The following is a 25,148-nucleotide window of genomic DNA, read 5'->3' as shown; positions in this document are numbered from 1 at the left end:
TCGCGCACCGGATGCGACGGGCGGGTGGTACCAGAGCGACGGTTTGATGTCCAGAGCCGGTCGCCAGACTCAAGCTCAGTCGTAAAACACTTTCGTCGTGTGGCCCATCTTGCGGCCAGGCCGTTCCTCGGCCTTGCCGTAGAGGCAGAGGCTGGTGTCGCCGCTCGACAAAATGTCGTGCCAGGCCAGCACGTCGGCGCCGATCAGGTTGCGCATCTCGACCCGGGTGCCGTGCCGGGTGGTGGCGCCGAGCGGCCAGCCGCAGATGGCGCGGACGTGCTGCTCGAACTGCGAGGTGACGGCGCCGCCGAGCGTCCAGTGCCCGGAATTATGGACGCGCGGCGCGATCTCGTTGACCCGGATGACTTCTTTGCCGTCCTCGACGGTCAGAAACAGCTCGACGGCGAGCACACCGACATAGTCGAGCGCGTCGGCGATCGTCTTGGCGATGGCGACGCCGCGCTCTGCCGTGTGCGGCTCGATTCCCGCCGGCGCGATCGTCCGGTCGAGGATATGGTGCTCGTGGTGATTTTCGCAGACGTCGTAGGCGGCGAAGGAGCCGTCGAGGCCGCGCGCGGCAACGATCGAGATTTCCTTGGTGAAGGGCACCATGCCTTCGAGGATCGAAGGCACCCCGCCGAGCGAGCGATAGGCGACGGCGATGTCCGAGCCCTCGCGGATCTGGGTCTGGCCCTTGCCGTCATAACCGAAGCGCCGGGTCTTCAGGATCGACGGGCGACCGAGCTGGGCCACCGCTCGAGCCAGCGCGCCGGCGGATTCGACGTTCATGAATGGCGCGGTGAGAATGCCCAGCGACGTCATGAACTCTTTTTCGACGAGCCGATCCTGGCTTGCCGCGAGCGCTGCCGCATCGGGCCGGACCGGCTTGATCGCGGCCAAAATGCTGGCGGTGCGGGCGGGGACGTTCTCGAACTCGTAGGTGATGACGTCGACCGTCGCCGCGAAGGCACGCAGCGCATCCTCGTCCTCGTAGTCCGCGATCGTATGCACGGCCGCGACCTCGAAGGCCGGGCTATCGGCATCGGGGGAATAGATGTGTGCCTTGAGGCCGAGCTTGGCGGCGGCCATCGCGATCATCCGGCCGAGCTGGCCGCCGCCGAGAATGCCGATGGTGGCGCCGGGCGCAATCGCGGTCACGGGATCAGGCCGATGCGACAGGGGTGAGAGCGGTCGGAATCAGGTCGACTTGCGCCGTCTGCGCGGCCCGCCAAGCGGCGAGGCGCTCGGCGAGGGCATCGTCGTGCAAAGCGAGGACGGAGGCGGCGAGCAGCGCCGCATTGATCGCGCCGGGTTTGCCGATGGCGAGCGTGCCGACCGGGATGCCGCCCGGCATCTGCACGATGGAATAGAGCGAATCCTGGCCGCTGAGCACCTTGCCCTCGATCGGCACGCCGAACACGGGGAGGGCGGTGAAGGCGGCGGTCATGCCAGGCAGATGCGCGGCGCCTCCGGCCCCGGCGATGATGATGCTGTAGCCGGCTGCCTTGGCGCCCTTGGCGAAGCCGACCATGCGGTCGGGCGTGCGGTGCGCGGAGATGATCAGCGCCTCGTAGCCGATGCCGAGTGTCACCAGGATCTCGGCCGCGTGCGACATAATCGGCCAGTCGGACTGGCTGCCCATGATGATGGCGACTGGCTTGGACGAAGACGGCACGTCGGATAACTTTCAGCTAGGATCAGCGGGCATAGACGAAGGGGCCTGCCGTCGCAAGCAAGGCGCGTGGGCGGCCGAAGGCGACTCAGGCGCTGATGTCGGGGGTGATCTGGTCGCCGAGGTAGCGCAGGCGGTCGCGGAGGATCAGCTTGCGCTTCTTCAGGCGCTGGACCTGCAGCGCATCCATGCCGCCGATATGCAGCAGCGCTTCGATCGCGGCGTCGAGATCGCGGTGCTCCTGGCGCAAATGTTCGAGTTCGGCGCTCCAGGCCTTGCGGTCCTCGTCGCTCGGTTCGTCGTCCATGCCCGCCATACCCAGCCCGTCAAACGTCGTCTCAGGTTTCGCTTATAGCAGGCGTTTCCATCGATTTGGCAAGGTGGGGGAAAGCGTTTCCTAACCGAGGATTCGCGATTTTTACGCGGCAACGCCGGCGCCACTGTCAAGCCTCAAAGATCGCTTGCAGCTTGTCGTGCCTGTGACAGACTGCACCTGTCCATAACGATCAAAAGGACGTTTCTGAATGTCGATGCAGAACCATCTCAATGAGCTCGAGCGGCGCCATAGCGCGCTGAACCGCGAAATCGAGAAGGAGCTCGTCCACCCGAGCTCCGACGAGATCAAGGTCGCCGAGCTGAAGCGGCGCAAACTGCTGCTGAAAGACGAAATCACCAAATTGCGTGGCGACGATACCACCCTGCATTAGAGTTCTGTGTCGTCGGGCGGCGATGGGCCCCGGCGAGCGTCCCGATTTTTCGAAACGAAGAAGCCGCTGTCGGGCATCCCCGGCAGCGGCTTTTTTTTGCGGCGGCCCGCTTCCCCTCCCCCTTGCGGGGAGGGGCCAGGGGTGGGGGTCCATCGCTCTGTTTCAATCGTGAGGAACACCCCGACCCCCACTCCCTCACCTCTCCCCGCAAGGGGGAGAGGGGCAGGTCGCGGCAGCTAAATTAGTGCAGGCTCTTCAAGATATTCTCGACCATCTTCTTGGCATCGCCGAACAACATCAGGGTGTTGTCGCGGAAGAACAGTTCGTTCTCGACGCCGGCGTAGCCGGATCCCATGCCGCGCTTGATGAAGAGCACGGTCTTCGCTTTCTCGACGTCGAGGATCGGCATGCCGTAGATGGCAGACGACTTGTCGGTCTTGGCGGCCGGGTTGGTGACGTCGTTGGCGCCGATGACGAAGGCGACGTCGGCCTGGGCGAACTCGGAGTTGATGTCTTCCAGCTCGAACACCTCGTCGTAGGGCACGTTGGCCTCGGCGAGCAGCACGTTCATGTGGCCCGGCATACGCCCGGCGACCGGGTGAATGGCGTATTTCACCGTGACGCCTTCCTTGGTCAGCACGTCGCCCATTTCGCGCAGCGCATGCTGGGCCTGAGCCACCGCCATGCCGTAGCCCGGCACGATGATGACCGTCGAGGCGTTCTGCATGATGTAGGCGGCATCTTCCGCCGAGCCCTGCTTGACCTGGCGGGTCTCGACCGCGCCACTGCCGGCCGCGGCATCGCCACCGAAGCCGCCGAGGATCACCGAGATGAAGGAGCGGTTCATCGCCTTACACATGATGTAGGAGAGAATCGCGCCCGACGAGCCGACCAGCGAGCCGGTGATGATCAGAGCCAGGTTGCCTAGCGTGAAGCCGATGCCGGCCGCGGCCCAGCCGGAGTAGGAGTTCAGCATCGACACCACGACCGGCATGTCGGCGCCGCCGATCGGGATGATGATGAGGAAGCCGAGCGCCACGGCAGCGATCGCGATCAGCCAGAACAGGAAGACGCCCTGGTTGATGACGAAGGCGATGATCAGCACCACGATCAGCGCGGCGAGCGCGATGTTGATGATGTGACGCTGCGGCAGAAGGATCGGCTTGCCGGACATCCGGCCGTCCAGTTTCAGGAAGGCGATGATCGAGCCGGAGAAGGTGATCGCGCCGATGGCGAGGCCGAGCGACATTTCAACGAGGCTGCCGCCATGGATGTCGCCGGGAACGCCGATGCCGAAGGCTTGCGGCGCATAGAGCGCGCCGGCGGCCACGAGCACCGCCGAGAGACCCACGAGCGCGTGGAAGAAGGCAATGAGTTGCGGCATGTCGGTCATCTTGACCGTGCGGGCGCGCCAGGCGCCGATCGCGCCGCCGATGGCGATGCCGGCAACGACCATGATCCACGAACCGATGCCCGAGGGCGGCTTGTAAGCAAGCGTCGTCAGGATCGCGAGACCCATGCCGATCATGCCGTAGCGGTTACCCTGGCGCGACGTGGCCGGCGAGGACAGGCCGCGCAGGGCGAGAATGAACAGGATGCCGGCGATGAGGTAGAGGATCGCCGCGATATTGACGTTCATCGCTCAGCCCTTCTTCTTGTACATGGAGAGCATGCGCTCGGTGACGAGGAAGCCGCCGAAGATGTTCACGGAGGCCAGCACGAGCGCGACGAAGCCGAAGATGCGGGCGTAGATCGGGCCGTCGTCCGAGAAGGCCGAGGCGTCGACGCCGACCGAGAGCAGGGCGCCGACCACGATCACCGAGGAGATCGCGTTGGTCACCGACATCAGCGGCGTGTGCAGGGCGGGGGTCACCGACCAGACGACGTAGTAGCCGATGAACACGGCCAGCGCGAAGATCGCCAAGCGGAACACGAAGGGATCGATGACGCCGCCGGTCACCGCATGCGCCACGGCGCCGCCGGTGTGGGCAATCTGGTCGGCATAGGATTGCGCGGCTTCCGCAGCGTGGCGGGCGCTATCCGCCGCCGCCTGGGCGCGCTCTAACAGTTGCTGGTTTGTCGTCGCGATGTCTTGCGCCATGGCTTTGGTCTCTCAGAGGGCGTGAAGCGGTTAGGCGTAGGGTCCCGACGCCGGATCAGGCCGCGTCTTGAAAATTCGGATTGACGAGCTGGCCGTCCTTGGTGAGGAGCGTAGCCTTCACCAGCTCGTCGTCCCACGGCACGGCGAAGGCCTTGGTCTGCTTGTCGACGAAGGTCTCCACGAAGGTGTAGAGGTTCTTGGCGTAGAGCGCCGAGGCGGTCTGGGCGAGGCGGCCGGCGACGTTGAGGTTGCCGACGATCTTCACGCCGTTCTCCGAGACGAACACCTCGCCGGGATGCGCCAGCTCGCAGTTGCCGCCACGCTCGACGGCGAGATCGACGATGACCGAACCGGGCTTCATCGAGGCGACCATCGCTGACGTGATCAGCTTCGGCGCCGGACGGCCGGGGATCAGAGCGGTGGTGATGACGATGTCCTGCTTGGCGATATGCGTCGTCGTCAGCTCGTTCTGCGCCTTCTTATACTCGTCCGACATTTCCTTGGCGTAGCCGCCGGAGGTTTCCGCGGCCTTGAATTCCTCGTTCTCGACGGCGATGAATTTTGCGCCGAGCGACTCGACCTGTTCCTTGGTGGCCGGGCGCACGTCCGTCGCGGTGACGATGGCGCCGAGGCGGCGGGCGGTGGCGATGGCCTGGAGGCCGGCGACACCGACGCCCATGATGAAGACTTTTGCGGCGGGCACGGTGCCGGCGGCGGTCATCATCATCGGCATGGCGCGGCCGAATTCGGCGGCGGCATCGATGACGGCGCGGTAGCCCGCGATGTTGGCTTGGCTCGACAGCACGTCCATCGACTGGGCGCGGGTGATGCGGGGCATCAGCTCCATCGCAAAGGCGGAGGCGCCGCGCTCGGCCAGCGACTTCAGCGCATCGATGTTGCCGTAGGGGTCCATGATCGCGATGACGAGGGCGCCCTGCTTGATCCCGTTGAGATCGTCGGCGCTCGGGCGGCGCACGCGGAGGATGACGTCGGCGTCGCGGATCGTCCCCTCGGCGCCGTCTGCGATCGTCGCACCGGCGGTCTTGTAGTCCTCGTCGCGGATGCCCGACTTCAGGCCGGCCCCGGCCTGAACGACCACCTCGGCCCCAAGCGCAACGAAGCGCTTCACCGTATCGGGCGTGCCCGCGACGCGGTGCTCTGCGGAATCGTTTTCCGCGGTTACGGCGATACGCATGAATGTCTCCGAAATGCCGGAAGCCCCTTGAGGAGGGGTCGTCCGAAGCTGGGCTTGAAGCGGAAAGGAGGCGCGGCCGAAGCGGCCATCAGCCCCACATGAAGGCGAGAAAGATGAGAATGACGATCACCGCGATGGCGCCGTACTTCAGCAGCCAGAGAAACAGCAGGTAGGTCTTCTCGTGCTCGGCGTAATCCATGTCGGGATGACCGGCGGAAACAGCTGTATTGTCGACCATGGTGCCCCCAGCTTTTCGTGACGCGCGCGAGTCTGCGCCCGCCTGGTAATAAATGTCGCGGTCGGCGCGGCGGTCCAGGACCAGCTATGCGCGACCTCGGCGTTCTTCGAACTTGCACACTGTAAGGCGTGGCGCGTGGTCCGCAAAGCCAGAGCTTGAGAGGGCCACGCAGGGCGACAGCAATTGCAACCTTCGCGCCGGGACGCAAGGGGCTGTTCGTCCCCGGCAGCCTCAATTTTTCTATGCCACGATTAAATTGCAGGTGATGCCAGACCGGCGCGGGCCAGCGCGGCATTCTGCCGGGCCGCCAAAGTCTCGATCGAGAACCCTTCGATCAACTCGTTGTACATCCTGTGAAAATTCATCCGGGCATCGAGATGCAGGAAGACGCTGCCGAGTCCGATGGCGGCGCGATCCATGAACACGAACTGCCGCGGCACCTGGACTGGCCCCTGTTTCTTCAACGCCTGGTGAAGCAGGAACGCCTCGCGGCGGCCGTACTGGCCGGGCGCGATCCCATCGGCGACGGTGCGCACGCGATCATCAAGGAGCGGCGCATAGATGAAGCGCGCCCAGATGTTGAGCGTCTCGATCAACGCCTTGCTCAGCCCTTTGAACCCCCAGCGCTCGTAGGCGTAAACCACCAGAGCCTCGTCGTGGGTCTGGAAGCCGCGATAGAGATCGACGACGCCAGCGGCGAAGCTCGGCTCGAAAATGCGGATGCAGCCGTAGTCCAGCAAATTGATGCCGGCCGGCCCGGCGTTTTCATCGCGGAACCCATCTTTCCCGCTCGCGTCGCGGAAGACTGTGTAGTTGCCGGGATGCGGATCGCCGTGGATCACGCCGTAATGGCTGAACGGGTACCACAAGGCCTGGAACATCGCAGAGGCCAGACGGTTTCGGGTCTCTTCGTCGGCGCCTTTGAAGCTGAGCAGCTTTTCGCCCTCGAGCCAGTCCATCGTCAGCAGGCGTTTCGTGGAGAGGTCCGTGCGGACCTTCGGCACGCGGACGGCGTCGATGTCGGCCAGGATCTCGCCGTAGAGCGCGGCGTGCTTCGCCTCGTGGACATAGTCGAGTTCTTCGCGCAAGCGTGCGGCGATTTCCTTCGCCACCTCGCGGGTGTCGATACCGGGCGAAAACTGACGATGCAGGCCGAACAGCATGTCGAGCTGGCTGAGGTCGGCCTCCACCGCCGACTGCATGTCGGGATACTGCAGCTTGCAGGCGAGCGGGGCGCCGTCATGGGCTGTGGCGCGGTGCACCTGGCCGAGCGAGGCGGCGGCGGCCGGCTTGTAGTTGAAATGGCCGAAGCGGGTCAGCCAGTCCGGCCCAAGCTCCGCCTGCATGCGCCGCTTGACGAAGGCGGCGCCCATCGGCGGGGCGTCGTTCTGCAGCGACTGCAGTTCCGCGGCATATTCTTCCGGCAGCAGATCCGGGATGGTGGCCATCATCTGCGCCACCTTCATCATCGGCCCTTTGAGGCCGCCGAGCGCCTTGGTCAGCGCCGCCGCATTGGTGAGATCGCCGTTGGCGCCGAACAGTTTTGCGCCGGCCATCCGCGCCGCCACGCCCCCCATGTTGGCGCCAACCTTGGCATAGCGCGCAGCCCGCGCGGAAAATCGATTGGCTTCGGAGTCGGTCATGGGAGCTCGATTGCGGAAGGGGAGCTCAGGCAGCTCCGGGCCAGTTCTCTTTTACCCAGCGGGTAAAGCCCGCTTCATCGATCTCTCCTGCGGCAAGCGCAAGGATGCTTGCTGTCGCATGTTGCGGCGGCACACGAAAGTTAATGCCATTGATACCGAGGAAAACGATGAAAGCGGCGAACGCTGCCCGCTTGTTGCCATCGATGAAAGGATGGTTGCGCGCCAGACCAAACGCATAACTTGCGGCGAGGGCATCCAAATTCTCTTCGCCATAAGCATAGCGATTCAAAGGCCGCGCCATCGCGGATTCAAGTAGTCCCATGTCGCGAATGCCGGCCGGGCCGCCAAAGAGAGCAAGTTGCTCGCTATGAATATCGATGATGAGTTCCACACCGAGCCAGACGGGCTCGTTCATTTTGCGAGGGCCTTGAACGTATCGGCGTAGTCGCGAAATGCTTGTCGAGCGAGTTCCATGCCCCTGGCATGGTGGGGATCGTAAGGGCTTAGCTTCAGGCCGCGTTCTGTCTGCTCGACTATATGCAGCTTGTCGCCTTCTCTCAGCTTCAGGCGCGCGAGCAACTCCTTGGGAAGGATCAGCCCGACCGAGTTGCCTATCCTGCGAATTTGCAGGGCCTCCGCAGGGAGGTCGCCTTCATCTTCGGAGCGCGTCATGATCTTCCTCCTGGTTGTACAAAATGTATAACGCAGCCGGGCTTCTCGCAAGTGTCGATCAAAACCGCGTCGGCTTGCCGTCGAACCACACGCATTCCGCGGCCGCCTTGGCCGGCTCGACGCCGGCCGGCGGATGCTGGGGCGCGATGAAGCGGCCGTTGGCGGCGATCGGCGTGGTGACGTAGGCCTGGTCGTCGACGCCGCTGGCATAATAGCAATATTCCCGCTCGGGCAGGGTGCCGTCGGGCGCGAAATTGTAGCCCGTGACCACTTCGCCGAGGCCGAATTTGACGTTCTTGAACACGGTATAGTTGGTCTGTACTGCGCTTTTCGAGGCCGGTGCCGAGTCGGGCCGCAACTGCGCGGCACCGGGATGCGGGATGTCCGGCCGGTCGGCGATGTGCACCTGGGCATAGGGATCGAGACCGACTTTTGCGTCGGGGTCGAGATGCACGCTCGCGCCGGGATCGAGCTGCGCATGCATGGTGGTCTTTTCCAACGCTTGCGTCAGCGCTCCCGCCAGACGCTCCGCGACGCTGCTCTCGTCGTGGATGCGGGCATAGCCGAGGCAGGCCAACGCAACGCCGGCCCCGATCATCAGACCGAGCAGGCCGATCGCGCCGAGGCGGATTAGCAGCGCGCGGGCGGAAATCATGCCGGCGTCGGCATTGACGCGGGCATTGACCGCCCCGGCGAGGTCGCGATTGGCTTTTGTTCCGGCGATCAGCATGGGGCGCCACCTGCCCCGATGTGCTCCTCTCCCCCTTGTGGGGAGAGGTTGGGAGTGGGGGTTCTGCGTGTTCTTCCGCCTTGAGCCAGAAGGTGACCCCCATCCCTAACCCTTCCCCACAAGGGGGAAGGGAACGTGTCGCGGCGCCTTATGTAGATCGCGGCCATCGCTTCAGGCCACCGCCGACGGTGGAACCACGGTGGGGCGCATCGGCCCGACCTTTGGCTCGACGGGTTTTACCTCGGCCGCGACATCGGCCGCCTTCTGCCGGGCGAGCTCTTCGAGCGTGGCGGCGAGCACGTCCCTCTTGATCGCGTCGGCCATCGGGTCGAGCAAAAAAGTCGCGGCGGCGGCGGTGTCGAGGTCGACGGGCTCCGGCTCCTGCCGCAGCGGCGTCACCGAGGCCAACGCCAGGGCGGTCGCCGCCAGCGCGGCGAAGATCGCGGGAAAAAAGACGAACAGGCGCAGAAAACTGTGCAGCTCGGCTTCGGTGACCTCGGTCGGATCCTTGCCGAAAAACATGCCGGTGAAGGAATGCAGCTGCGAGTTCTGGACGGCGTCGCGGCGCGCCAGTTCGAGCGCGCCAACCTGCTTGTCGGTGGGGCCTGCGTCGAGCGTGTCGCGAGCGGCGCGTGCCGCATCGAGTTTTTCCGACGCGTCGCCCCGCGCTTTTTGCGCATCGACGAGGTTGGCCGCCATCACGCCTTGACGCGCGTCGGCGTGGCATTCCTGCGTAGAATAGCGCTGGCCGTTGCGGTTGGTGTGCCAGACGCGCGCGCATTTGTCGGCGGGCAGGGCGCCGAGCTCGGAGTTCACCGCCTTGAGGCGCGCTTCCGCATCGGTGAGTTCGCTGGTGCGCTGCGCGACGACGGCGTCCGCGCCCTTGATTTTGGCGGCGTAGGTCGCCTGTGCGCTCTGCGCGTCCTTGAGTTCGGTGGTGGCGTGGGTGACGTCGATGAGGCGCGGGCGAAACATGACTTCGCCGAGTTGGGAGAGCGATTTGACGCTGACCGCCACGGCGCAGAGCACCATCACCGCGAAGACGAGCTTCCAGAACCAGTTCGGCTGCGTGCGCATCGCGAGCGCCAGCGGCACCCGGGCGATCTCGATCCCGGCATAGGCGATCGGCGCCAGCATCATCATCGCCATGGTGGTGCCGTCGCCATGGCCATAGAGCTTGGCGAAGAACCACGCCGAGGCGAGCGACGTCGCCACCACGGCGATCTCGATGCCGTAGGCCATGGCGAGATATTTGTAGTCGATGCGGTAGCCCTGGCGCGCGTTGAACGCGGCTTTTTGGGCGAAGTATCCGAGCGTCTCGTCGGTCATCAGCCTTTGGCACCCTCGCGACCGCAGCCGGGCGGCGGCGATGGCGAGAGGTTAGCAGAGGATTAAGGCGGGGCAAGAGCGGGAGGGGGCGACGGGAGTGCTCGGACCGCGCGTTCCCGGACTGCCAACGTTCAGCGCGCACGCGCGAAGCCAGATTTAGATGTCTGGTGGGATCAGTGGCTTAAGCGTGGCTATGAGCGACGGAAGATCGTTTTGGATGATGTCCCAGACAACATCGAGGCTGACGTCGCCATAAGCATGGATGAGGCGATGACGCATGTTGATCATGTCGCGCCACGGAAGACTCGGATGAATATCCTTGAATTCTGCTGTCAGCTTACCTGCAGCTTCGCCGATGACTTCCAGCGACCGGATGACCGCGTTCTGATGGAGCCTGCTGTTTAGAAACGCCTCGAAATCGAGGTTGCGCACGAACGCTCGCGCGTCTGATGCAGCCATGACGATGTCGAGCAAAAGGGCGTCGTCACGCCACATAGAACGGCTCGGCCTGCGACAGGATGTGACGCCGGCGGATATAGTTGCGGCTGGTCTCGATAGCCTGACGATCCACAAGATCGACGCGGCGGCCCAGGATCTGCTCGAAGGTTTCCTTGAGATCGACATACGCGCCTGCGGCCGTGCCGGGCGGAAATGCGACCAGGAAATCAGCGTCGCTCGCCGCGATGTCGAAATCGTCGTTCCTGGCTCCGGAGCCGAAAAGGTCAAGCCGCGCCACGTTGAAGCGTCGGCACGCTAAAACGATTTCGTCGCGTTTCTCTCGGATCGCTGGGTGCATGGTCGGCTCGCTTTCCGCAGGTATATATAAAGCGGGAAGGCACGTGCGAGACCACGCTATCATCCGGGCTGCGGCCAGCCCAGGATGACAGTGGTAGCGTCGTCGCGACAATGGTATTTTGCCGCCATGACGCGCCAGGACATTCTTGACCGCCTGAAAGAGATCGAACCGGCCCTGCGGGAGCGGGGCGTGCTGCATGCGGCCCTGTTCGGGTCGCGGGCGCGGGGCGACGAGACGCCTGAAAGCGACACCGACATTCTCATCGAGGTCGACCCGGCCCTCCGCATGACGATTTACGAATATGTCGGGCTGAAAGACTTCATCTCGGACTTTTTCACGATCAAGACCGATGTCGTCAGCCTCAGAAACCTGAAGCCGCGTGTCGCGGAAGACGCTGCCAAGGATGCAATCTATGCCTTCTAAGGACCCGCGCCGGGCCTTGTTGGACATCAAAGATCATATCGAGCTGGTGAAGGAATTTACGCAGGGGTTCGACGAACAGAGTTTCGTCGAAGATAAAAAGACGGTTTATTCGGTCGTACGATGCCTTGAAATTATTTCCGAGGCCTCGCGCCGCTTACCAGACGCGCTCAAAGCGCGCGTCATCCCAGTGTGCCTTGGAAAAAGATGGCGGGCGCGGGCAACGTCTATCGGCACGATTACGAAGGCGTCGCGGCCATCTCTGTCTGGGATTCGGTCGCGGCGTCGCGTCCTGTCTTGCAAGACAGGGTCGAGCGCGAATTGACGATGCCGGACGAGCGCGACCGACCAGACGCCGTCAGATCCGGGGCTTATGCCGACGGCACACTGCAGGAAGATATGGAAGGCGCCCGAACACGCTACCCCTCCATCGCCTCCAACTCGCCGATCATCCCCTCGATCATGCCCAGCCCGATCTGCCAGAACGCCGGGTCCGTTGCGTCGAGCCCGAAGGGTCTGAGCAGTTCGGAGTGGTGCTTGGTGCCTCCGGCCGCGAGCATCGCGAGGTAGCGCTCGGCGAAGCCGTCCTGGGCGCGCTCGAAGACGCCGTAGAGCGAGTTCACCAGGCAGTCGCCGAAGGCATAGGCGTAGACGTAGAACGGCGAGTGGATGAAGTGCGGGATGTAGGCCCAGTAGGTCTCGTAGCCCGGCATCAGCTGGATCGCCGGGCCGAGGCTTTCCGCCTGCACGCTCATCCAGATGTCCGAGATCTGGTCCGCCGTGAGTTCGCCTTCGCGGCGCGCCGTGTGAAGTTTGCGCTCGAACGTATAGAAAGCGATCTGGCGGACCACCGTGTTGATCATGTCCTCGACCTTGCCCGACAGCAGCGCGCGGCGCTCGTCCTTGGTGGTGGTCTTGGCGAGCAGGGCCCGGAAGGTCAGCATTTCGCCGAACACGCTGGCGGTTTCGGCGAGCGTCAGCGGCGTCGGCGCCATCAGCGCGCCGTTGGGCCCGGCCAGCACCTGGTGCACGCCGTGGCCGAGCTCGTGGGCGAGCGTCATCACGTCGCGCGGCTTGCCCTGGTAGTTCAGCAGGACATAGGGGTGCGCCGAGGGCACCGTCGGATGGGCGAAGGCGCCGGGCGCCTTGCCCGGGCGCACCGGCGCGTCGATCCAGCGGTCGTCGAAGAATTTTTGCGCGATGCCGGCCATGCGGGGCGAAAACCCGCGATAGGCGTCGAGCACGGTGGCGCGGGCCTCTTCCCAGCCGACGATGCGCGTCGGCACGTTGGGCAGCGGCGCGTTGCGGTCCCAGTGCGGCATCGCTTCGACGCCAAACCATTTGGCCTTCAGCTTGTAATAGCGGTGCGACAGCCGGGGATAGGCGGAATGCACGGCGGCGACCAGCGCGTCGACGACCTCGCGCTCGACGCGGTTGGCGAGATGACGGGAGTCCGCGACATCCGTATAGCCGCGCCAGCGGTCGGCGATCTCCTTGTCCTTGGCCAACGTGTTGGTGATCAGCGCGAAAGTCCGCATGTTGGCCTTCAAACCGACGGCAAGCGCGTCGGCGGCGGTCTTGCGTGTTTCGGGCACCGGATCGGTCAGCATCGACAGGACCGGTTCGAGCGACAGCGCCTCGCCGTCGACGTCGAAGCGCAGGCCCGCCATCGTCTCGTCGAACAGCCGGTTCCAGGCGCTGTGCCCGGTGGCGGCTTTTTCCAGAAACAGCTGTTCGAGCTTGTCGTCGAGCTGGTGCGGCTTGTCCTTGCGGATGTCGTCGAGCCAGGGGCGGTAATGGGCGAGCGGGCCCTGCGCCATCGCGGCATCGAGCACGGCATCGTCGATGCGATTGAGCTCGAGCTGGAAGAACAGCAGGTCCGTCGAGGCGGTGGTGATCTTGTCCTGGGTGTCGCCGTAGAATTTGGCGCGCGTCGGATCGGTGGTGTCGCCGGCATAGATCAGCCCGGCGTAGGACATGATGCGCCCGAGCGTGTCGTCGATCGCCTCGTAGCGGCGGACGGCTTCGATCAGCCCTTCGTCCGACGTGTCGCGTGCCAAGGCTTCGAGCCGGCCCTTGTAGTCGGCGGTGAAAGCTTGGCAGGCGTGGAGCGCCTCCCGCAAGTCGCGAGCGAAGGCGTCGGACTCCATGGAGGGATAGAGATCGCCGAGATTCCACTCCGGCAGGGGGCCGAGGGCCGGGTCGACGCGGGCCGCGGCGTCTGCGGCGGAGAGCAATGTCATGGCGATACCTGCGCTCATCGAGGGAAGGCGCTGTGGTAGCCGGTGGGGGTGGGGGGATCAAGGTGGGCACGCGGGAGGCTCTTCCACAATGCTTCGCTTCGTTCCCCCCCCCACCACAAGCGCTAGGGGATGCACACATCGTTGGCACCGGCGATGACTCGAACGTGAGTGAGTGTGTTCGGGTGATCCGTGATCTGTCTGTATCAGGCAGAGGATGCGGGGATGTCGATGTCTGGCTCGGGTGTGACGTTCGGTGACGAACGGCTTAAAAAAAGGGGGTCCAGATCGTGGCACGGATGGTGGCATGCGCGAGCGTGTGCCTCCGTCGTCTGGCGGGCGGACATCGGCGCGGGATCGTCGGCTTCTCCCGATTTCTCGCCAATCCTCGGGTGACGGCCGAGGCCTTGATCGAAGGCTGGGGCCTTGACGCGTCGGCGGCTTGTGCGGGGCGTCATATCCTGGCCATCCAGGACACCAGCGAGATCACCTTCACGACGGTGGCGACGCGGCGAAGGGGTTTGGGCGAGATCGGCAAAGGCAACGGTCGGGGCGTGCTTCTCCACGCGATGCTGGGGCTCGACGCGGACACAGGGGGGATTCTGGGTCTGGTCGCCGGCCGGGTCTGGACACGGGCCGGCCGGGTGAGTGTTCCCCACGCCGCGCGCCTGCTGGCCGACAAGGAGTCGGAGCGCTGGCTGACCACCGCCGAGACGGCCAAGACGGTCCTCGCCGGCGCCGCCATGATCACCGAGATCAGCGATCGCGAGAGCGACATCTACGCCAAATGGGCGCGGGTCCCAGCCCCCGGCTTCCACATGCTGACGCGGGCGATGCACGACCGCGCCGTCCAAGGCGGCACGCTGTCGAGCGTGGCCTTGACGCCGGCTGGAGAAGCCGCGGTGACGTTGCGGGCGCGGCCAGGCCGCTTGGCGCGCACCGCCCGGCTGACGGCGGGCTATGCTCGGGTGAACGTTCGCCGCCCGCGCGCCACCCTCGAAAAAGGAATGCCGGAGACCGTTTCGCTGACCCTCGTCGAGGTCCGTGAGATCGATGCCCCCGAGGGCGTCGAGCCGATCCTCTGGCGTTTGCTGACCACCCATCGCGTGGAAGACCCGGCCATGGCTTGGCGCATCGTCGATTGGTACCGCCAACGCTGGCACATCGAACAGGTCTTTCGCACGCTCAAGCAGCAGGGCCTGCACCTGGAAGACAGTCAGTTAGAAACGGCCGAACGCCTCATCAAGTTAACCGCCCTCGCCGTCCAGGCCGCGGTCCTCATCATGCAATTGGTGCAGGCCAGGGACGGGCAATCGGAACAGGACGCCGCCATCGCCTTCAGTCCCGCCGAGATCGAGACCCTCAAAGCCCTGGTCCCGACGCTCGAGGGCAAGACCGTGCTCCAGAAAAATCATCACCCCCCAGGCTCACTCGCCTGGGCCGCATGGGCCATCGCGAAACTCGGAGGATGGGACGGCTATCCCAAATCAAAACCGCCGGGGCCCATTACGTTCACCCATGGCCTCTCATACTTCCGCGCCATAGCCCAAGGCCGAAATCTACAGAATGTGTGAATCCCCTAGACCACAAGCGGGGGAGAAGACGCCCGCAATCCTCACCCGCGCCAGCGAGGGAGCGGACCGCCGTAAGCGGTGGGGGCGCACAACCGACAATCCAACTCGGGCGTACCCAAGAACAATGATTACTTCGTTAAGTGTTCGTCCATCGGCAAAATTAAGGCGCCAGTGTTGTTTGCCTCATTTTCGCAGCAATTCAATTTCGCGGCTGCGTCAAAAAAAAATCATAGTCAAGACTTCCCATTCCATTAGGCAGCCTATAGGGGATCGCCTCCCTAGAACAACTCGGATGTGAAGATCGTTGACTATCAGAAATACGGTTATGTGCGTAGCCCTCGCCGTTGCGGGATTTATTGCTTCCAACGCCAGCGCCTCGGCCGCGCGCTTTGCCCATAGTCACCGGACCAGCGCGCATCGCGCCATCGGGCCGCATCACGGTCTCCGAGCCGTCCACGCCGGTGAGCGCCACGCCGGCCGTCTTGGGCGCCGCGCCCGGTTCGCCGGCCATGTCCATCATCGCGGCCTCTATGCCGCCGCCCATCGCCATGGTGTCGCACGCCTGGCGCGCCGTCTCGTCGATGCCCCGGTCGGCAGCTTTGCCGACGGCGGCGGTCAGACCGGCAAGGCCTCGTTCTACAGCGGCTCGCACCGCACCGCGAACGGCGGCTTCGTCGGCGCGGCGACCTGCGCCCACCGCACACTGCCGTTCGGCACCAGGGTTCTCGTCACCAACCTGAGCAGCGGCCGCCAGGCCGTGCTGACCGTCAACGATCGCGGTCCATTCGTGCGCGGTCGCATCGTCGACGTGTCGCGCGGCGCAGCCAGCACGCTCGGCATGATCGGCGCCGGCACCGCCTCGGTGCGCGTCCAAGTCGTGTCGCGCAGCGCCGAAGGGTCTGTCTGGTAAGGGCGTTCTCCCTCCGGCGAAGGCGCTGCGATGCGCTTCCGCCGGGCAGGCTGATCAAAAAATGATCCAGCCCGGCACAAGGTTCGGCCGACTTTAACATCAAATTTACCGTGACGGCCGAATGTGACTTCAGAAGAGCGCGGGTGCGTTCGCCAACGAGGTCGCATGTCCTGCACCATTCTGATCGTCGACGACGATCCCGTTCAGCGCCGTCTGCTTGAAGCCCTGGTCCGGCGGTTCGGTTACGGGGCGGAGACGGCCGAAAGCGGCGAGGCGGCGCTGAAGCGTCTCGACCCCGCGAGCGGCACGCCGATCGACCTTCTCATTCTCGATCTCGTCATGCCCGATCTCGACGGCATGGGGGTCCTGACCCGGATGCGCGACCTGAAGCGCGTCGTCCCCACCATCGTCCAGACGGCCAACGGCTCGATCGAAGCGGTGATTTCCGCGATGCGCGCCGGAGCCCTCGACTTCGTCGTCAAGCCGGTCGGCGCCGAGCGCCTCCAGGTCTCCATCAAGAATGCCCTGCGTGTCGACGCGCTGGAGGACGAGATCCGGCGGATGAACCGCCATGCGGCCGGCGCGCTGACGCTCGCCGATCTCTCGACCAAGAGCGAAGACATGGAGCGGGTGATCCGCCTCGGCGAGCGCTCGGCAAAATCCACCATTCCCGTGCTGCTCGAAGGCGAGTCCGGTGTCGGCAAGGAGCTGATCGCCCGGGCGATCCAGGGCGCTTCGGACCGGCGCGGCAAAGCCTTCGTCACCGTCAACTGCGGTGCGCTGCCGGAACACCTGATCGAATCGATCCTGTTCGGCCACGAGAAGGGCGCCTTTACCGGCGCCACCGAAAAACATTCGGGCAAATTCGTCGAAGCTCACGGCGGCACATTGTTCCTCGACGAGATCGGCGAATTGCCGCTCGAGGCTCAGGTCAAGCTGCTGCGCGCCCTTCAGGAAGGCGAGGTCGACCCGGTCGGCGGCAAGAAGCCGGTGAAAGTGGACATCCGCCTGATCTCGGCGACCAACCAGAACCTCATCGAGCTGGTGAAACGCGGCCAGTTCCGCGAAGATCTGTACTACCGCCTCAACGTGTTCCCGATCACGGTGCCGCCGCTGCGCTCGCGCCGCGACGACATCGCCGACCTCGCCCGCCGCTTCGTCGCCCGCTTCGCGGCGGAAGAGGGCAAACGCATCCGCGGCATCTGTGCCGAGGCGCTGTCGCTCCTCGTCACCTACAACTGGCCGGGCAACGTCCGGCAGCTGGAAAACGCGGTGTTTCGCGCGGTCGTGCTGGCGGATCAGGACGAACTCACCATCGCGGAATTCCCGCAGATCGCGGCGCAGGTCGAAGGCTTCGACGTCCGCATCCCGCCGCTCGCCCTCGGCCTGCCGGTGTCGCAGCGCCCCGATCGGGAGATCGTCCGGGTGGAAGTGCGTGACCCCAACGTCCTGCCGCTGCTCGACGAAAGCGGCGACGTGCGCAAGCTGGAAGAGCTGGAGGCCGAGACCATTCGCTTCGCGCTGAGCCATTATCGCGGACAGATGTCGGCGATGGCGCGCAAGCTCGGAATCGGGCGCTCGACGCTGTATCGCAAGATGAAGGAATACGGCTTCTTCCAGGGCGAGACGGCGGAAGACGACGAGCGCGCCGCCTGACGCGTTTCTGGGTAATTCATGGCGACGCGGCTGGTGCCAACGCCCGGAAAAAGCACAAGTCCGTGAAACACTTGTGTCCGGCGCGCCACGTTAACTGAGAATCCACGGACCCCTGGTCTAATGGGCCCGACGGCCGTTGATTTCGTCAGAATCGGCCGCCAGATGGTGCGGTGGGCTGGCGGCTCGACGTCCGTATCCGAAGACGTGAATTTTGTTTTGCAGGCGGTCGATCCGCCAGGGGTCTCGCATGCGCGCACGGTCTCCGATCTCTTATCTAGCCGGCGCCAGTGCCGTCGCGATGATGCTTGCCCTGGCCGGTCTCGCCCGCGCCGAGCCGGCAAGCCCGCGGCAGGACACCGCCGCGCTGAGCACGCCGGCGGATCATCCCGAGGCCATCGCGCCCAAGGCTGCGCCAACTTCCGACGCCACCCCCTTCGCGCTCGATCGCACGCCGACATCCTCCATCGACGGGAAGAGCACGTCCGGTGCCGATCTCCTGTCGACCTGGTCGCCGACCGAGACGCCGGCCAGCGCCCCCGCCAAAACGTCGGTCGACAAGGCCGATGACAAGGGCCTCGATCCCGAGCCCAACGTCGCGATCAAGCCGCCGGCCGCCGCGCCCTCGTCCGATCCGATCGACAAGCTGCCGGCAAAGCCCCTCGACGCCGCCAAGGCTCCGGCCGCCGACGCGCCGCTGCCGCCGCTCAACGCCGCGATCAAGAGCGCGCTCGACAAGCGCGAGGCCGCCGAGATCCGCGGGCCGAACGCCGCTGAGCGCCGCAAGGAGCGCGAGGCCATCGCCTTCTTCTATATCGCGCATGATTTCGCGCCGGTGTGGTCCGCCGACGGCGCGGCCGTCGCCGCGGTCGATCCGGTGATCGCGCGCCTGGCGCATGCCGGCGACGACGCGTTGACGCTCGCCGTGGCGCCGGCCGCGCTGAAAGCCACCGGCACGCCCGACGAGATCGCCGAAAGCGAATTGGCGCTGTCCGAGGCCGTGGTGGCCTACGCCCGCCAGGCCAGCGGCAGCCGCATCGAGCCGACCGCGATCAACCCGCTGATCGGTCTCAAGCCGACCCTCGTCGACGCCACCGAGGCGCTCGAAACCGTCGCGGCCGCCGGGGCGGACGCGGGCGATCGCCTGCGCGCCTTCAATCCGAGCGAGCCACGCTACGTCGCGCTGCGCGACAAGCTCAACGAACTGCGGGCGGCCCACGCGCCGGCCACCGCCTCGACGATTCCAGCAGGCCCCGACCTCAAGGTCGGCATGCGCGATCCCCGCGTGCCGCTGATCCGCTCGCGCTTCAGCCTCGACGGCCTGACCGGCGAGCCGCAGGATCTGCGCTACGACACCGAAGTCGCCGCTGCCGTCGCCGATTTCCAGAAGGCCAACGGCCTGCCGGCCTCCGGGACTCTCACCAAGCGGACGATCGTCGCGCTGTCGGGCGGCCACCCGTCGCGTCTCGAAGGGCAACTCGTCGCCAACATGGAAATGTGGCGCTGGATGCCGCACGAGCTCGGCGCCGAGCATATCGAGGTCAACGTGCCGGACTTCGCGGTGAGCGTGATCCGTGACGGCGTCGCCGTCTCGCACAACCGCGTCGTCGTCGGCAAGAAGGATACGCCGACGCCGCTGTTCTCCAACGCGATGCAGGTGGTGATCGTCAATCCCGTCTGGAACGTGCCGGAGTCGATCATCAAGAAGGAAATGCTGCCGAAGCTGGCGGCCGACCCGGGCTACCTCGATCGCCTCGGCTACAAGGTGGTGGAGAAGCACGGCCGCCTCACGGTGCAGCAGCCGTCCGGCGAGCGGAACGCGCTCGGCCGGGTGAAATTCATCTTCCCCAACGACTATGCCGTATATCTCCACGACACCCCGTCGAAAGCGCTGTTCGCCACCGCCAAGCGCGCCTACAGCCACGGCTGCGTCCGCGTCGACCAGCCGTTCCGCTTCGCCGAGACGGTGCTGGGGTCCGACAAATGGAGCGAGGGCAAGCTGAAGAGCCTGCTCGGCGACAAGGAGCGCTACGTCAAGCTGCCGACCCCGCTGCCGATCCACATCGAATACTTTACCGCCAGCGTCGACACCGGCGGCCATCTCGAGCTGCGCGACGACGTGTACGGCTACGTCGGCCGGGTGGCGCAGGCGCTGGGGCAGGACAGTTAGGGTACTTTAAGCGTGGCCAGCGCGGAGCGCGCTGGCTAGATCGCACCCAACGCGGGCGGTCTCGTTGCCGATGCCTGGAGCGCCGGCCGCTTAAGCGGACTCACTTAAGCGACAAGCCGTCGCTCTCTTTTCAAAGACTTAGAGCATCAGGTCGCACGCAAAAGTCTGCAACTTTTGCGTCCGATGCTCTAACGCTGCCGCTCGGTTCATTGGCGATGATACAAGACGACAACAGACACTGGCTCGGTACCCCCAGCCAGCCGCTCGCCGGCTAGGAGTATCCGCCACCAGGTCAGGTATTAGGCCGGTAGCACCACGCTCTTCCCGCCATCTGCCATGGCGATCGACCCGACCATGAAGCTCGCTTGGTCGGACGCTAGGAAGGCGATGACCTTGGCAATCTCGGCCGGCTGCGCCGCACGCCCGATTGGCGAGTGTTTTCCGTAACCGGCGAGTGCCGATGGGCCGTCCTCGTGAATATGGTTGAGGATATTGGTCACGGTGTCTCCAGAACCCACTGCATTCACGCGAATGCCATGGCTGATCGCCTCCACGGCAAGTGTCCGGGTGAACTGCGCGAGCGCCCCCTTCGACGCAGCATAGGCCGCGATCGAGGGAAACGTTTGAAAGCATGCGTAGGAGCCGACATTGACGATGGCGCCGGTCCCGTTGGGAATCATGGCATGCATCGCCTCGCGCGAATGCAGGAACACGCCTCGAATGTTGACGGCAAAGATGCGATCCCAATCGTCCAGGGTCATATCGACCACCAGCTTATTGATGATGATGCCCGCGTTGTTGACGAGGATATCCAACTTGCCGAACTGCTCGATCGCCATTGCCACGGCTTGTTGCGCGGCGCTTTCTTCCGTTACGTCGGCGACCAGCGGGACAAGGCCCGGCCGGGCCAGTGCGTTGACCTCGGGATTGCGGTCCTCCGCAATGACTGATGCGCCACGCTCATGAAGCAGTTCCACAGTCGCGCGGCCGATTCCACTTGCTGCTCCCGTGACGATCGCGACTTTGCCCTCGAAGTCTCCTGCTGCGGTCCTCGTATTCATTATCTACCTCCTATGATGACTGGGGCATCATTTGGAGTTGCTGCATCGCAATCTTAATATCGCAGATTCCGGATGGCTTGTTCGGTTAAGTCGGCACAATCGCCTTATGCTTTCCGACGTCACGCAGGGCGGCAATGAAAGTCGACACAGCGGCTGACCGATGTCGATGCGGGGGATAGTAAAGGGCAAAGCCAGGAAAGGTGCCGGAATAGTCCGTCAGGAGCGGCACGAGACGCCCGGCCGTGACGAACGGCTGCACCTCGCTCTCGACCCAAAAAGCGATGCCCGCGCCAGCGATCGCGGCATCGAGCGCTGCTCGCTGGTCGTTGAAGGTCAAAGGGCCGGACACGGGCACGGAGAACCAAACGCCGTTTTCGCAGAACTCCCAGTTGTATAAAGCAGCATGGCCCGGCCAGCGGAAGCCGATACAGAGATGATCGCGAAGCTCGCGGGGATGAAGCGGTGCGCCATATTGATCAAGGTAGGATGGAGCGGCGACGGCGATCTGTCGTAAGGCGGGCTGAAGCGGGAAGGCGATAACATCCTGGTCGAGCAACTCCCCAAGCCGAACTCCTACGTCGAATCGTTCCGAGACAATATCTGCGCCGGCATCATCGATTTGCACCTCTACGCTGATCCGAGGGAAACGACGAACGAACTCGGGCAGCAGCGATCGTAAGAACAATTCATAGCCAAGACGTTGCGCGTGAACCCGCACCGGACCCGCGACCTCACCGCTCATCGCGCCGGCTTCGCTCAAGGCGGCCTGGATTTCCTCAAATGCCAAACTGAAGCGCGCAGTCAATCGCTCGCCTGCGGGCGTAGGGCTGACGCTGCGCGTCGTCCGGTTCAGGAGTTGAATGCCGACAAGGCCTTCCAACCGGCGGATCGTCTCGCTTAGAGCGGAGCGCGACACACGAAGCTCTCGGGCAGCGGCAACGAAACTGCCTTGATCGATGATACAGCGCAATGCGCGGAGGTCGGAATAATATCGTTCGGACATAGCGTCCTTTAGCACGAGGACCAACCTTTGCGGGTATGCGCCCCTTGCAGATTGATTATGGCCGGTTCGCGATGGCGCAGCTTGATGAAGCGGCCAGAATGCCGGCTCGCGTCAGTTGGAGGTGGCCGCTGCGGATCATGCGCGGCGGCTTGGTCGTCAGATGCACTGCCCGCCGGACACTTCGATGCGCTGGCCGTTGATCCATCTGTTGTGTGGACCCAGCAGGCCGGCGATCATCGGGCCGATGTCGTCCGGCACGCCGACGCGGCCAAGTGCTGTCATGTCAGCAAACTGCTGATTGAGATCGGGCATGTCGCGCACCGCACCGCCGAGGAAGTCGGTTTCGATCGCGCCGGGCGCAACCGTGTTCACCGCGATGCCGCGCGTGCCCAATTCCTTCGCCATGTATACGCTCAGGATCTCGACGGCGCCCTTGGCGGCGGAATAGGCGGAGAAGCCCGCGAACGAGACGCGCGTGAGACCGGACGAGACGTTCACGATCCGGCCGCCGTCCGCCAGCGCGGGCAATAGCGCCTGGGTCAGGAAGAACACGCCCTTCACATGGGTATCGAACAACGCGTCGAACTGCGCTTCGGTGGTCTCCGCGAAGGCCGCCATCTCGCCTTGGCCGGCATTGTTGACGAGGTGGTCGAATGTATTGCGGTTCCAGCGGTCGTGCAGCGCCGTTTGGACCGTGCCGACGAACGTGGCGAAGGTCGGGATTTGCGTGACGTCGAGTTCGATGGCGACTGCCTTGCGGCCCAAGGCCTCGATTTCCGCGACGACGGCTTTCGCCGCGTCGGCGCCGTTGCGGTAGGTGAGGATCACGTCGCCACCGTGGCGGGCGATGCTGATCGCGGTGTTGCGGCCGAGGCCACGGCTGGCGCCGGTCACGAGCGAAAGGGTCGTCATTGGGATGCTCCGTCAGGTCGGGGTGCGACAACCGTTTATGCGCGGCTCAGCCCGGCAGCAGTTGCCCAAAACTCGCCAGTTTTTGCCCGATGCTCCAGATCCGACGCGCGCGTCCTTCTATGGGCCGGGCTCTCCGGATGCTGCCGGCAAAATGTCTTCGCAGCGGTTGCCTATTCCTCGCCATGCGATTGAGTTGGTGTGTCGATCGGTTTAATCATCGTCCGATGACCGACACGCTTCTCGCTGCCGCCAGCCGCTATGCGGAAAGCCATTGCCTCGATGGCGTCGCGCCAACGCCGGTCCGCGGTCTTACGATTCTGCACGAGACCATGCCCACCGCGCTGAACTATGCGATCTCGACTCCACTCGTCGCGATCGTACTTCAAGGCAGCAAGCGCGTGGCGATGGGAACCGCCGCCTTCGATTTCGGCGCAGGCGAGTCGCTCCTGATAACCATGGACGTGCCGACCGTCAGCCAGATCACGCGTGCCAGCGCGGGCGCGCCGTATGTCTCGTTGGTCGTGGATCTCGACCATGCCGTGATCCAAGGCCTCGTGGCGGAGATGGGGGCGGCGCCGTTCGCAGCCGGGCAGCCGGTGCGGGTCGGCGCCACCGATAGCGAGGTCACCGATGCCGCACTGCGCCTGATGCGTCTGCTGGATCGGCCGGCATCGCTCGGGATTCTCCAGCCGCAATTATGGCGCGAGCTTCATTTCTGGCTGCTGAGCGGTCGGCATGGCGGCGCCATCCGCGCGCTGGGGATCACCGACAGCCACGCGCAGCGCATCGCTCGCGCTGTCGCCATGATCCGCTCGGATCCTGCGAAGACGCTGCGGGTCGAGAGGCTCGCCGACGTCGCGGGGATGAGCGTCTCGGCGTTTCACGAGCATTTCCGGACGATCACGTCGCTCACGCCACTGCAATTCCAGAAGCACGTGCGCCTGATCGAGGCGCGGCGGATGCTGCTCGCCGAAGGCGCGATGATCGGTAACGTCGCCTATGCCGTCGGCTACGAGAGCGTGTCGCAATTCACGCGCGAATACGGACGTCTGTTCGGCATGCCACCGGCCCGCGACGTCAAAGCCGCAAAGGTGCGCCTCCGATCGGCGGCGTGAAGAGATCTCTCGGTCCTCACGCGCCCGGCCGCGCGATCCGACGGGCGGCGCATCTCAAATCAAAAGACCCTCCCAAACACATGCGCGGACCCACCTAGCCTTTCGCGCCGCAGCATGGCATGACGTTACGGCCAAGGTTGCTTCCATGTCACACCCGCTAAAAATGGGTGTCTTGGGAGCCTCAAAACCGTGGAATAGAAAGCGTTAACGCTTGTCTGTAACGATTTAGTCAACTTAGGTTGATTCGACGGCGAACGAGGGTCGAGCTTTTGCGAATGACGCGCTTCCGCACGGCTGTGAAACGGCTTCTGGTCCTGGCTTCGGCCGGCGCCGCCTGGTCGTTTCTCAGCTGGACACTGGCCCCATCGGCCACCGAGACGGCCGTCGCCAACGGCGATACCCGCACCATCCACTTTTATCATACGCACACCGGCGAATCGATCGACGCCACCTTCCGGATCGATGGCCACTACGACCAGGCCGTCCTCGACAAGCTGAACTACTTCCTCCGCGACTGGCGCAACAACGACCAGACCCACATGGACCCCCGGCTGTTCGACACGCTGTGGGAGGTCTATCGCACCGCCGGCGCCGACCAGCCGATCCAGATCTACTCCGCCTACCGCTCGCCCGAGACCAACGCCATGCTGCGCCGCCGCTCGCGCGCCGTGGCTGAGCATTCCCAGCACATGCTCGGCAAGGCGATGGACACGACCATGCCCGGCATGTCGATGGAGCGGATTCGCGAGATCGCGATGAAGATGCAGCGCGGCGGCGTCGGCTATTACCAGTCCGCCAATTTCGTCCACATCGACGTCGGCGGCGTGCGCAGCTGGCCGCGCATGAGCTACGACAATCTCGCCCGCCTGTTCCCCGACGGCAAGACGGTGCATATCCCGGCCAACGGCAAGCCGATGGCGGGCTACGAAGAGGCCCGCGCCGAGATCGCCGCGCGTGGCGGCACCGAAGTCCCGCCGGCCCAGCAGTCGACCGGCTTCTTCGCCTGG

General features: G+C 64.6%; 26 protein-coding genes and 1 pseudogene. 9 read left to right on the top strand and 18 right to left on the bottom strand.

What is annotated here, in order from left to right; translation table 11 throughout:
- Nucleotides 1–75 precede the first annotated feature (75 nt).
- The 3 genes from GSQ79_RS02975 to GSQ79_RS02965 all read right to left on the bottom strand — a co-directional run bounded on the left by GSQ79_RS02975 (nucleotide 76) and on the right by GSQ79_RS02965 (nucleotide 1,979).
- A complete protein-coding gene (locus tag GSQ79_RS02975) occupies nucleotides 76–1,158 on the bottom strand; it encodes a 5-(carboxyamino)imidazole ribonucleotide synthase (RefSeq protein ID WP_158807251.1) in 1,083 nt (360 codons plus the stop codon).
- A 4-nt stretch (nucleotides 1,159–1,162) separates the two neighbouring features.
- Nucleotides 1,163–1,642 (bottom strand): 5-(carboxyamino)imidazole ribonucleotide mutase, encoded by a 480-nt coding sequence (gene purE, locus GSQ79_RS02970; RefSeq protein WP_158807265.1) that lies wholly within the window; start codon nucleotides 1,640–1,642, stop codon nucleotides 1,163–1,165.
- A 118-nt stretch (nucleotides 1,643–1,760) separates the two neighbouring features.
- A complete protein-coding gene (locus tag GSQ79_RS02965; RefSeq protein ID WP_158807250.1) occupies nucleotides 1,761–1,979 on the bottom strand; it encodes a YdcH family protein in 219 nt (72 codons plus the stop codon).
- 217 nt (nucleotides 1,980–2,196) lie between these two features.
- On the opposite strand from GSQ79_RS02965, the gene GSQ79_RS02960 reads away from it, so the two are divergent.
- Nucleotides 2,197–2,379, top strand: coding sequence for a YdcH family protein (locus GSQ79_RS02960; protein WP_158807249.1), 183 nt, complete (start codon nucleotides 2,197–2,199; stop codon nucleotides 2,377–2,379).
- Between the two features lie 241 nt (nucleotides 2,380–2,620).
- On the opposite strand, the gene GSQ79_RS02955 is transcribed toward GSQ79_RS02960, so the two are convergent.
- From GSQ79_RS02955 to GSQ79_RS02905, 11 genes are all read right to left on the bottom strand, one after another.
- Entirely contained in the window at nucleotides 2,621–4,018 is a 1,398-nt protein-coding gene (locus GSQ79_RS02955; protein ID WP_158807248.1) for an NAD(P)(+) transhydrogenase (Re/Si-specific) subunit beta, read from the bottom strand.
- 3 nt (nucleotides 4,019–4,021) lie between these two features.
- The gene (locus GSQ79_RS02950) at nucleotides 4,022–4,480 is read right to left on the bottom strand and encodes an NAD(P) transhydrogenase subunit alpha (RefSeq protein WP_174243154.1); all 459 of its coding nucleotides are present in this window, start codon (nucleotides 4,478–4,480) and stop codon (nucleotides 4,022–4,024) included.
- 55 nt (nucleotides 4,481–4,535) lie between these two features.
- On the bottom strand, nucleotides 4,536–5,675 hold the full coding sequence (locus tag GSQ79_RS02945; protein ID WP_158807247.1) for a Re/Si-specific NAD(P)(+) transhydrogenase subunit alpha: 1,140 nt from the start codon (nucleotides 5,673–5,675) through the stop codon (nucleotides 4,536–4,538).
- 88 nt (nucleotides 5,676–5,763) lie between these two features.
- Nucleotides 5,764–5,913 carry an aa3-type cytochrome c oxidase subunit IV gene (locus GSQ79_RS02940; RefSeq protein WP_158807246.1) on the bottom strand — a complete coding sequence of 50 codons (150 nt, stop codon included), beginning with the start codon at nucleotides 5,911–5,913 and terminating at the stop codon, nucleotides 5,764–5,766.
- Between the two features lie 251 nt (nucleotides 5,914–6,164).
- Nucleotides 6,165–7,556, bottom strand: a complete 1,392-nt coding sequence (locus GSQ79_RS02935; protein WP_158807245.1) for an AarF/ABC1/UbiB kinase family protein — start codon at nucleotides 7,554–7,556, stop codon at nucleotides 6,165–6,167.
- A gap of 25 nt (nucleotides 7,557–7,581) precedes the next feature.
- Nucleotides 7,582–7,971 (bottom strand): type II toxin-antitoxin system death-on-curing family toxin, encoded by a 390-nt coding sequence (locus GSQ79_RS02930; protein WP_158807244.1) that lies wholly within the window; start codon nucleotides 7,969–7,971, stop codon nucleotides 7,582–7,584.
- Entirely contained in the window at nucleotides 7,968–8,228 is a 261-nt protein-coding gene (locus tag GSQ79_RS02925; protein ID WP_158807243.1) for an AbrB/MazE/SpoVT family DNA-binding domain-containing protein, read from the bottom strand. The genes GSQ79_RS02930 and GSQ79_RS02925 overlap by 4 nt, the downstream gene beginning before the upstream one ends.
- Before the next feature lie 58 nt (nucleotides 8,229–8,286).
- Nucleotides 8,287–8,958 (bottom strand): hypothetical protein, encoded by a 672-nt coding sequence (locus GSQ79_RS02920; RefSeq protein ID WP_158807242.1) that lies wholly within the window; start codon nucleotides 8,956–8,958, stop codon nucleotides 8,287–8,289.
- Between the two features lie 171 nt (nucleotides 8,959–9,129).
- Complete coding sequence (locus tag GSQ79_RS02915; RefSeq protein ID WP_158807241.1) at nucleotides 9,130–10,287, bottom strand: ATPase; 1,158 nt, start codon at nucleotides 10,285–10,287, stop codon at nucleotides 9,130–9,132.
- 156 nt (nucleotides 10,288–10,443) lie between these two features.
- Nucleotides 10,444–10,782, bottom strand: a complete 339-nt coding sequence (locus GSQ79_RS02910; RefSeq protein WP_158807240.1) for a DUF86 domain-containing protein — start codon at nucleotides 10,780–10,782, stop codon at nucleotides 10,444–10,446.
- Nucleotides 10,772–11,083 (bottom strand): nucleotidyltransferase family protein, encoded by a 312-nt coding sequence (locus GSQ79_RS02905; RefSeq protein WP_158807239.1) that lies wholly within the window; start codon nucleotides 11,081–11,083, stop codon nucleotides 10,772–10,774. Before GSQ79_RS02905 ends, GSQ79_RS02910 begins: the two co-directional genes overlap by 11 nt.
- 84 nt (nucleotides 11,084–11,167) lie before the next feature.
- On the opposite strand from GSQ79_RS02905, the gene GSQ79_RS02900 reads away from it, so the two are divergent.
- Together GSQ79_RS02900 and GSQ79_RS02895 are read left to right on the top strand one after the other, a co-directional pair.
- Complete coding sequence (locus GSQ79_RS02900; protein WP_246725069.1) at nucleotides 11,168–11,506, top strand: nucleotidyltransferase family protein; 339 nt, start codon at nucleotides 11,168–11,170, stop codon at nucleotides 11,504–11,506.
- A pseudogene (locus GSQ79_RS02895) lies at nucleotides 11,487–11,761 on the top strand (DUF86 domain-containing protein); the annotation flags it as partial. The gene GSQ79_RS02900 and the pseudogene GSQ79_RS02895, both read left to right, overlap by 20 nt.
- 161 nt (nucleotides 11,762–11,922) lie before the next feature.
- Here GSQ79_RS02895 and GSQ79_RS02890 read toward each other — a convergent pair.
- Nucleotides 11,923–13,746, bottom strand: coding sequence for a M3 family oligoendopeptidase (locus tag GSQ79_RS02890; RefSeq protein WP_158807238.1), 1,824 nt, complete (start codon nucleotides 13,744–13,746; stop codon nucleotides 11,923–11,925).
- Nucleotides 13,747–14,042: 296 nt separating this feature from the next.
- Between GSQ79_RS02890 and GSQ79_RS02885 the strand changes: the two genes are divergently transcribed.
- From GSQ79_RS02885 to GSQ79_RS02870, 4 genes are all read left to right on the top strand, one after another.
- Entirely contained in the window at nucleotides 14,043–15,317 is a 1,275-nt protein-coding gene (locus tag GSQ79_RS02885; RefSeq protein WP_158807262.1) for an IS4 family transposase, read from the top strand.
- A 325-nt stretch (nucleotides 15,318–15,642) separates the two neighbouring features.
- Nucleotides 15,643–16,227 (top strand): septal ring lytic transglycosylase RlpA family protein, encoded by a 585-nt coding sequence (locus GSQ79_RS02880; RefSeq protein ID WP_158807237.1) that lies wholly within the window; start codon nucleotides 15,643–15,645, stop codon nucleotides 16,225–16,227.
- Between the two features lie 165 nt (nucleotides 16,228–16,392).
- Entirely contained in the window at nucleotides 16,393–17,883 is a 1,491-nt protein-coding gene (locus tag GSQ79_RS02875; RefSeq protein WP_158807236.1) for a sigma-54 dependent transcriptional regulator, read from the top strand.
- Between the two features lie 247 nt (nucleotides 17,884–18,130).
- A complete protein-coding gene (locus GSQ79_RS02870; protein WP_158807235.1) occupies nucleotides 18,131–20,050 on the top strand; it encodes a L,D-transpeptidase family protein in 1,920 nt (639 codons plus the stop codon).
- Between the two features lie 299 nt (nucleotides 20,051–20,349).
- Here the strand turns inward: GSQ79_RS02870 and GSQ79_RS02865 are convergent, their stop codons facing one another.
- From GSQ79_RS02865 to GSQ79_RS02855, 3 genes are all read right to left on the bottom strand, one after another.
- Nucleotides 20,350–21,111 carry an SDR family NAD(P)-dependent oxidoreductase gene (locus tag GSQ79_RS02865; protein WP_158807234.1) on the bottom strand — a complete coding sequence of 254 codons (762 nt, stop codon included), beginning with the start codon at nucleotides 21,109–21,111 and terminating at the stop codon, nucleotides 20,350–20,352.
- Nucleotides 21,112–21,196: 85 nt separating this feature from the next.
- Nucleotides 21,197–22,114, bottom strand: a complete 918-nt coding sequence (locus tag GSQ79_RS02860; protein WP_246725067.1) for a LysR family transcriptional regulator — start codon at nucleotides 22,112–22,114, stop codon at nucleotides 21,197–21,199.
- Between the two features lie 156 nt (nucleotides 22,115–22,270).
- Nucleotides 22,271–23,026 (bottom strand): SDR family NAD(P)-dependent oxidoreductase, encoded by a 756-nt coding sequence (locus GSQ79_RS02855; protein WP_158807232.1) that lies wholly within the window; start codon nucleotides 23,024–23,026, stop codon nucleotides 22,271–22,273.
- 224 nt (nucleotides 23,027–23,250) lie between these two features.
- Between GSQ79_RS02855 and GSQ79_RS02850 the strand changes: the two genes are divergently transcribed.
- Nucleotides 23,251–24,141, top strand: a complete 891-nt coding sequence (locus GSQ79_RS02850; RefSeq protein ID WP_158807231.1) for an AraC family transcriptional regulator — start codon at nucleotides 23,251–23,253, stop codon at nucleotides 24,139–24,141.
- A gap of 275 nt (nucleotides 24,142–24,416) precedes the next feature.
- A partial coding sequence (locus GSQ79_RS02845) for a DUF882 domain-containing protein (protein WP_158807230.1) occupies nucleotides 24,417–25,148 on the top strand: 732 nt, incomplete at its 3' end.

Origin of the sequence: Beijerinckia sp. L45 (genome assembly GCF_009765775.1) — a bacterium.
In the GTDB taxonomy this organism is placed as follows: domain Bacteria; phylum Pseudomonadota; class Alphaproteobacteria; order Rhizobiales; family Beijerinckiaceae; genus RH-AL1.
This window is presented reverse-complemented; position numbering and strand designations above follow the sequence as displayed.

Coding starts and splice junctions, on each gene's coding strand:
- GSQ79_RS02955 (WP_158807248.1), bottom strand. CDS start 4,018: ATGAACGTCAATATCGCGGCGATCCTCTACCTCATCGCCGGCATCCTG.
- GSQ79_RS02875 (WP_158807236.1), top strand. CDS start 16,393: ATGTCCTGCACCATTCTGATCGTCGACGACGATCCCGTTCAGCGCCGT.
- GSQ79_RS02905 (WP_158807239.1), bottom strand. CDS start 11,083: ATGCACCCAGCGATCCGAGAGAAACGCGACGAAATCGTTTTAGCGTGC.
- GSQ79_RS02960 (WP_158807249.1), top strand. CDS start 2,197: ATGTCGATGCAGAACCATCTCAATGAGCTCGAGCGGCGCCATAGCGCG.
- GSQ79_RS02870 (WP_158807235.1), top strand. CDS start 18,131: ATGCGCGCACGGTCTCCGATCTCTTATCTAGCCGGCGCCAGTGCCGTC.
- GSQ79_RS02890 (WP_158807238.1), bottom strand. CDS start 13,746: ATGACATTGCTCTCCGCCGCAGACGCCGCGGCCCGCGTCGACCCGGCC.
- GSQ79_RS02865 (WP_158807234.1), bottom strand. CDS start 21,111: ATGAATACGAGGACCGCAGCAGGAGACTTCGAGGGCAAAGTCGCGATC.
- GSQ79_RS02945 (WP_158807247.1), bottom strand. CDS start 5,675: ATGCGTATCGCCGTAACCGCGGAAAACGATTCCGCAGAGCACCGCGTC.
- GSQ79_RS02920 (WP_158807242.1), bottom strand. CDS start 8,958: ATGCTGATCGCCGGAACAAAAGCCAATCGCGACCTCGCCGGGGCGGTC.
- GSQ79_RS02900 (WP_246725069.1), top strand. CDS start 11,168: ATGACAGTGGTAGCGTCGTCGCGACAATGGTATTTTGCCGCCATGACG.
- GSQ79_RS02915 (WP_158807241.1), bottom strand. CDS start 10,287: ATGACCGACGAGACGCTCGGATACTTCGCCCAAAAAGCCGCGTTCAAC.
- GSQ79_RS02880 (WP_158807237.1), top strand. CDS start 15,643: ATGTGCGTAGCCCTCGCCGTTGCGGGATTTATTGCTTCCAACGCCAGC.
- GSQ79_RS02860 (WP_246725067.1), bottom strand. CDS start 22,114: ATGTCCGAACGATATTATTCCGACCTCCGCGCATTGCGCTGTATCATC.
- GSQ79_RS02850 (WP_158807231.1), top strand. CDS start 23,251: ATGACCGACACGCTTCTCGCTGCCGCCAGCCGCTATGCGGAAAGCCAT.
- GSQ79_RS02910 (WP_158807240.1), bottom strand. CDS start 10,782: ATGTGGCGTGACGACGCCCTTTTGCTCGACATCGTCATGGCTGCATCA.
- GSQ79_RS02935 (WP_158807245.1), bottom strand. CDS start 7,556: ATGACCGACTCCGAAGCCAATCGATTTTCCGCGCGGGCTGCGCGCTAT.
- GSQ79_RS02930 (WP_158807244.1), bottom strand. CDS start 7,971: ATGAACGAGCCCGTCTGGCTCGGTGTGGAACTCATCATCGATATTCAT.
- GSQ79_RS02855 (WP_158807232.1), bottom strand. CDS start 23,026: ATGACGACCCTTTCGCTCGTGACCGGCGCCAGCCGTGGCCTCGGCCGC.
- GSQ79_RS02925 (WP_158807243.1), bottom strand. CDS start 8,228: ATGACGCGCTCCGAAGATGAAGGCGACCTCCCTGCGGAGGCCCTGCAA.
- purE (WP_158807265.1), bottom strand. CDS start 1,642: ATGGGCAGCCAGTCCGACTGGCCGATTATGTCGCACGCGGCCGAGATC.
- GSQ79_RS02950 (WP_174243154.1), bottom strand. CDS start 4,480: ATGGCGCAAGACATCGCGACGACAAACCAGCAACTGTTAGAGCGCGCC.
- GSQ79_RS02965 (WP_158807250.1), bottom strand. CDS start 1,979: ATGGACGACGAACCGAGCGACGAGGACCGCAAGGCCTGGAGCGCCGAA.
- GSQ79_RS02940 (WP_158807246.1), bottom strand. CDS start 5,913: ATGGTCGACAATACAGCTGTTTCCGCCGGTCATCCCGACATGGATTAC.
- GSQ79_RS02885 (WP_158807262.1), top strand. CDS start 14,043: ATGGTGGCATGCGCGAGCGTGTGCCTCCGTCGTCTGGCGGGCGGACAT.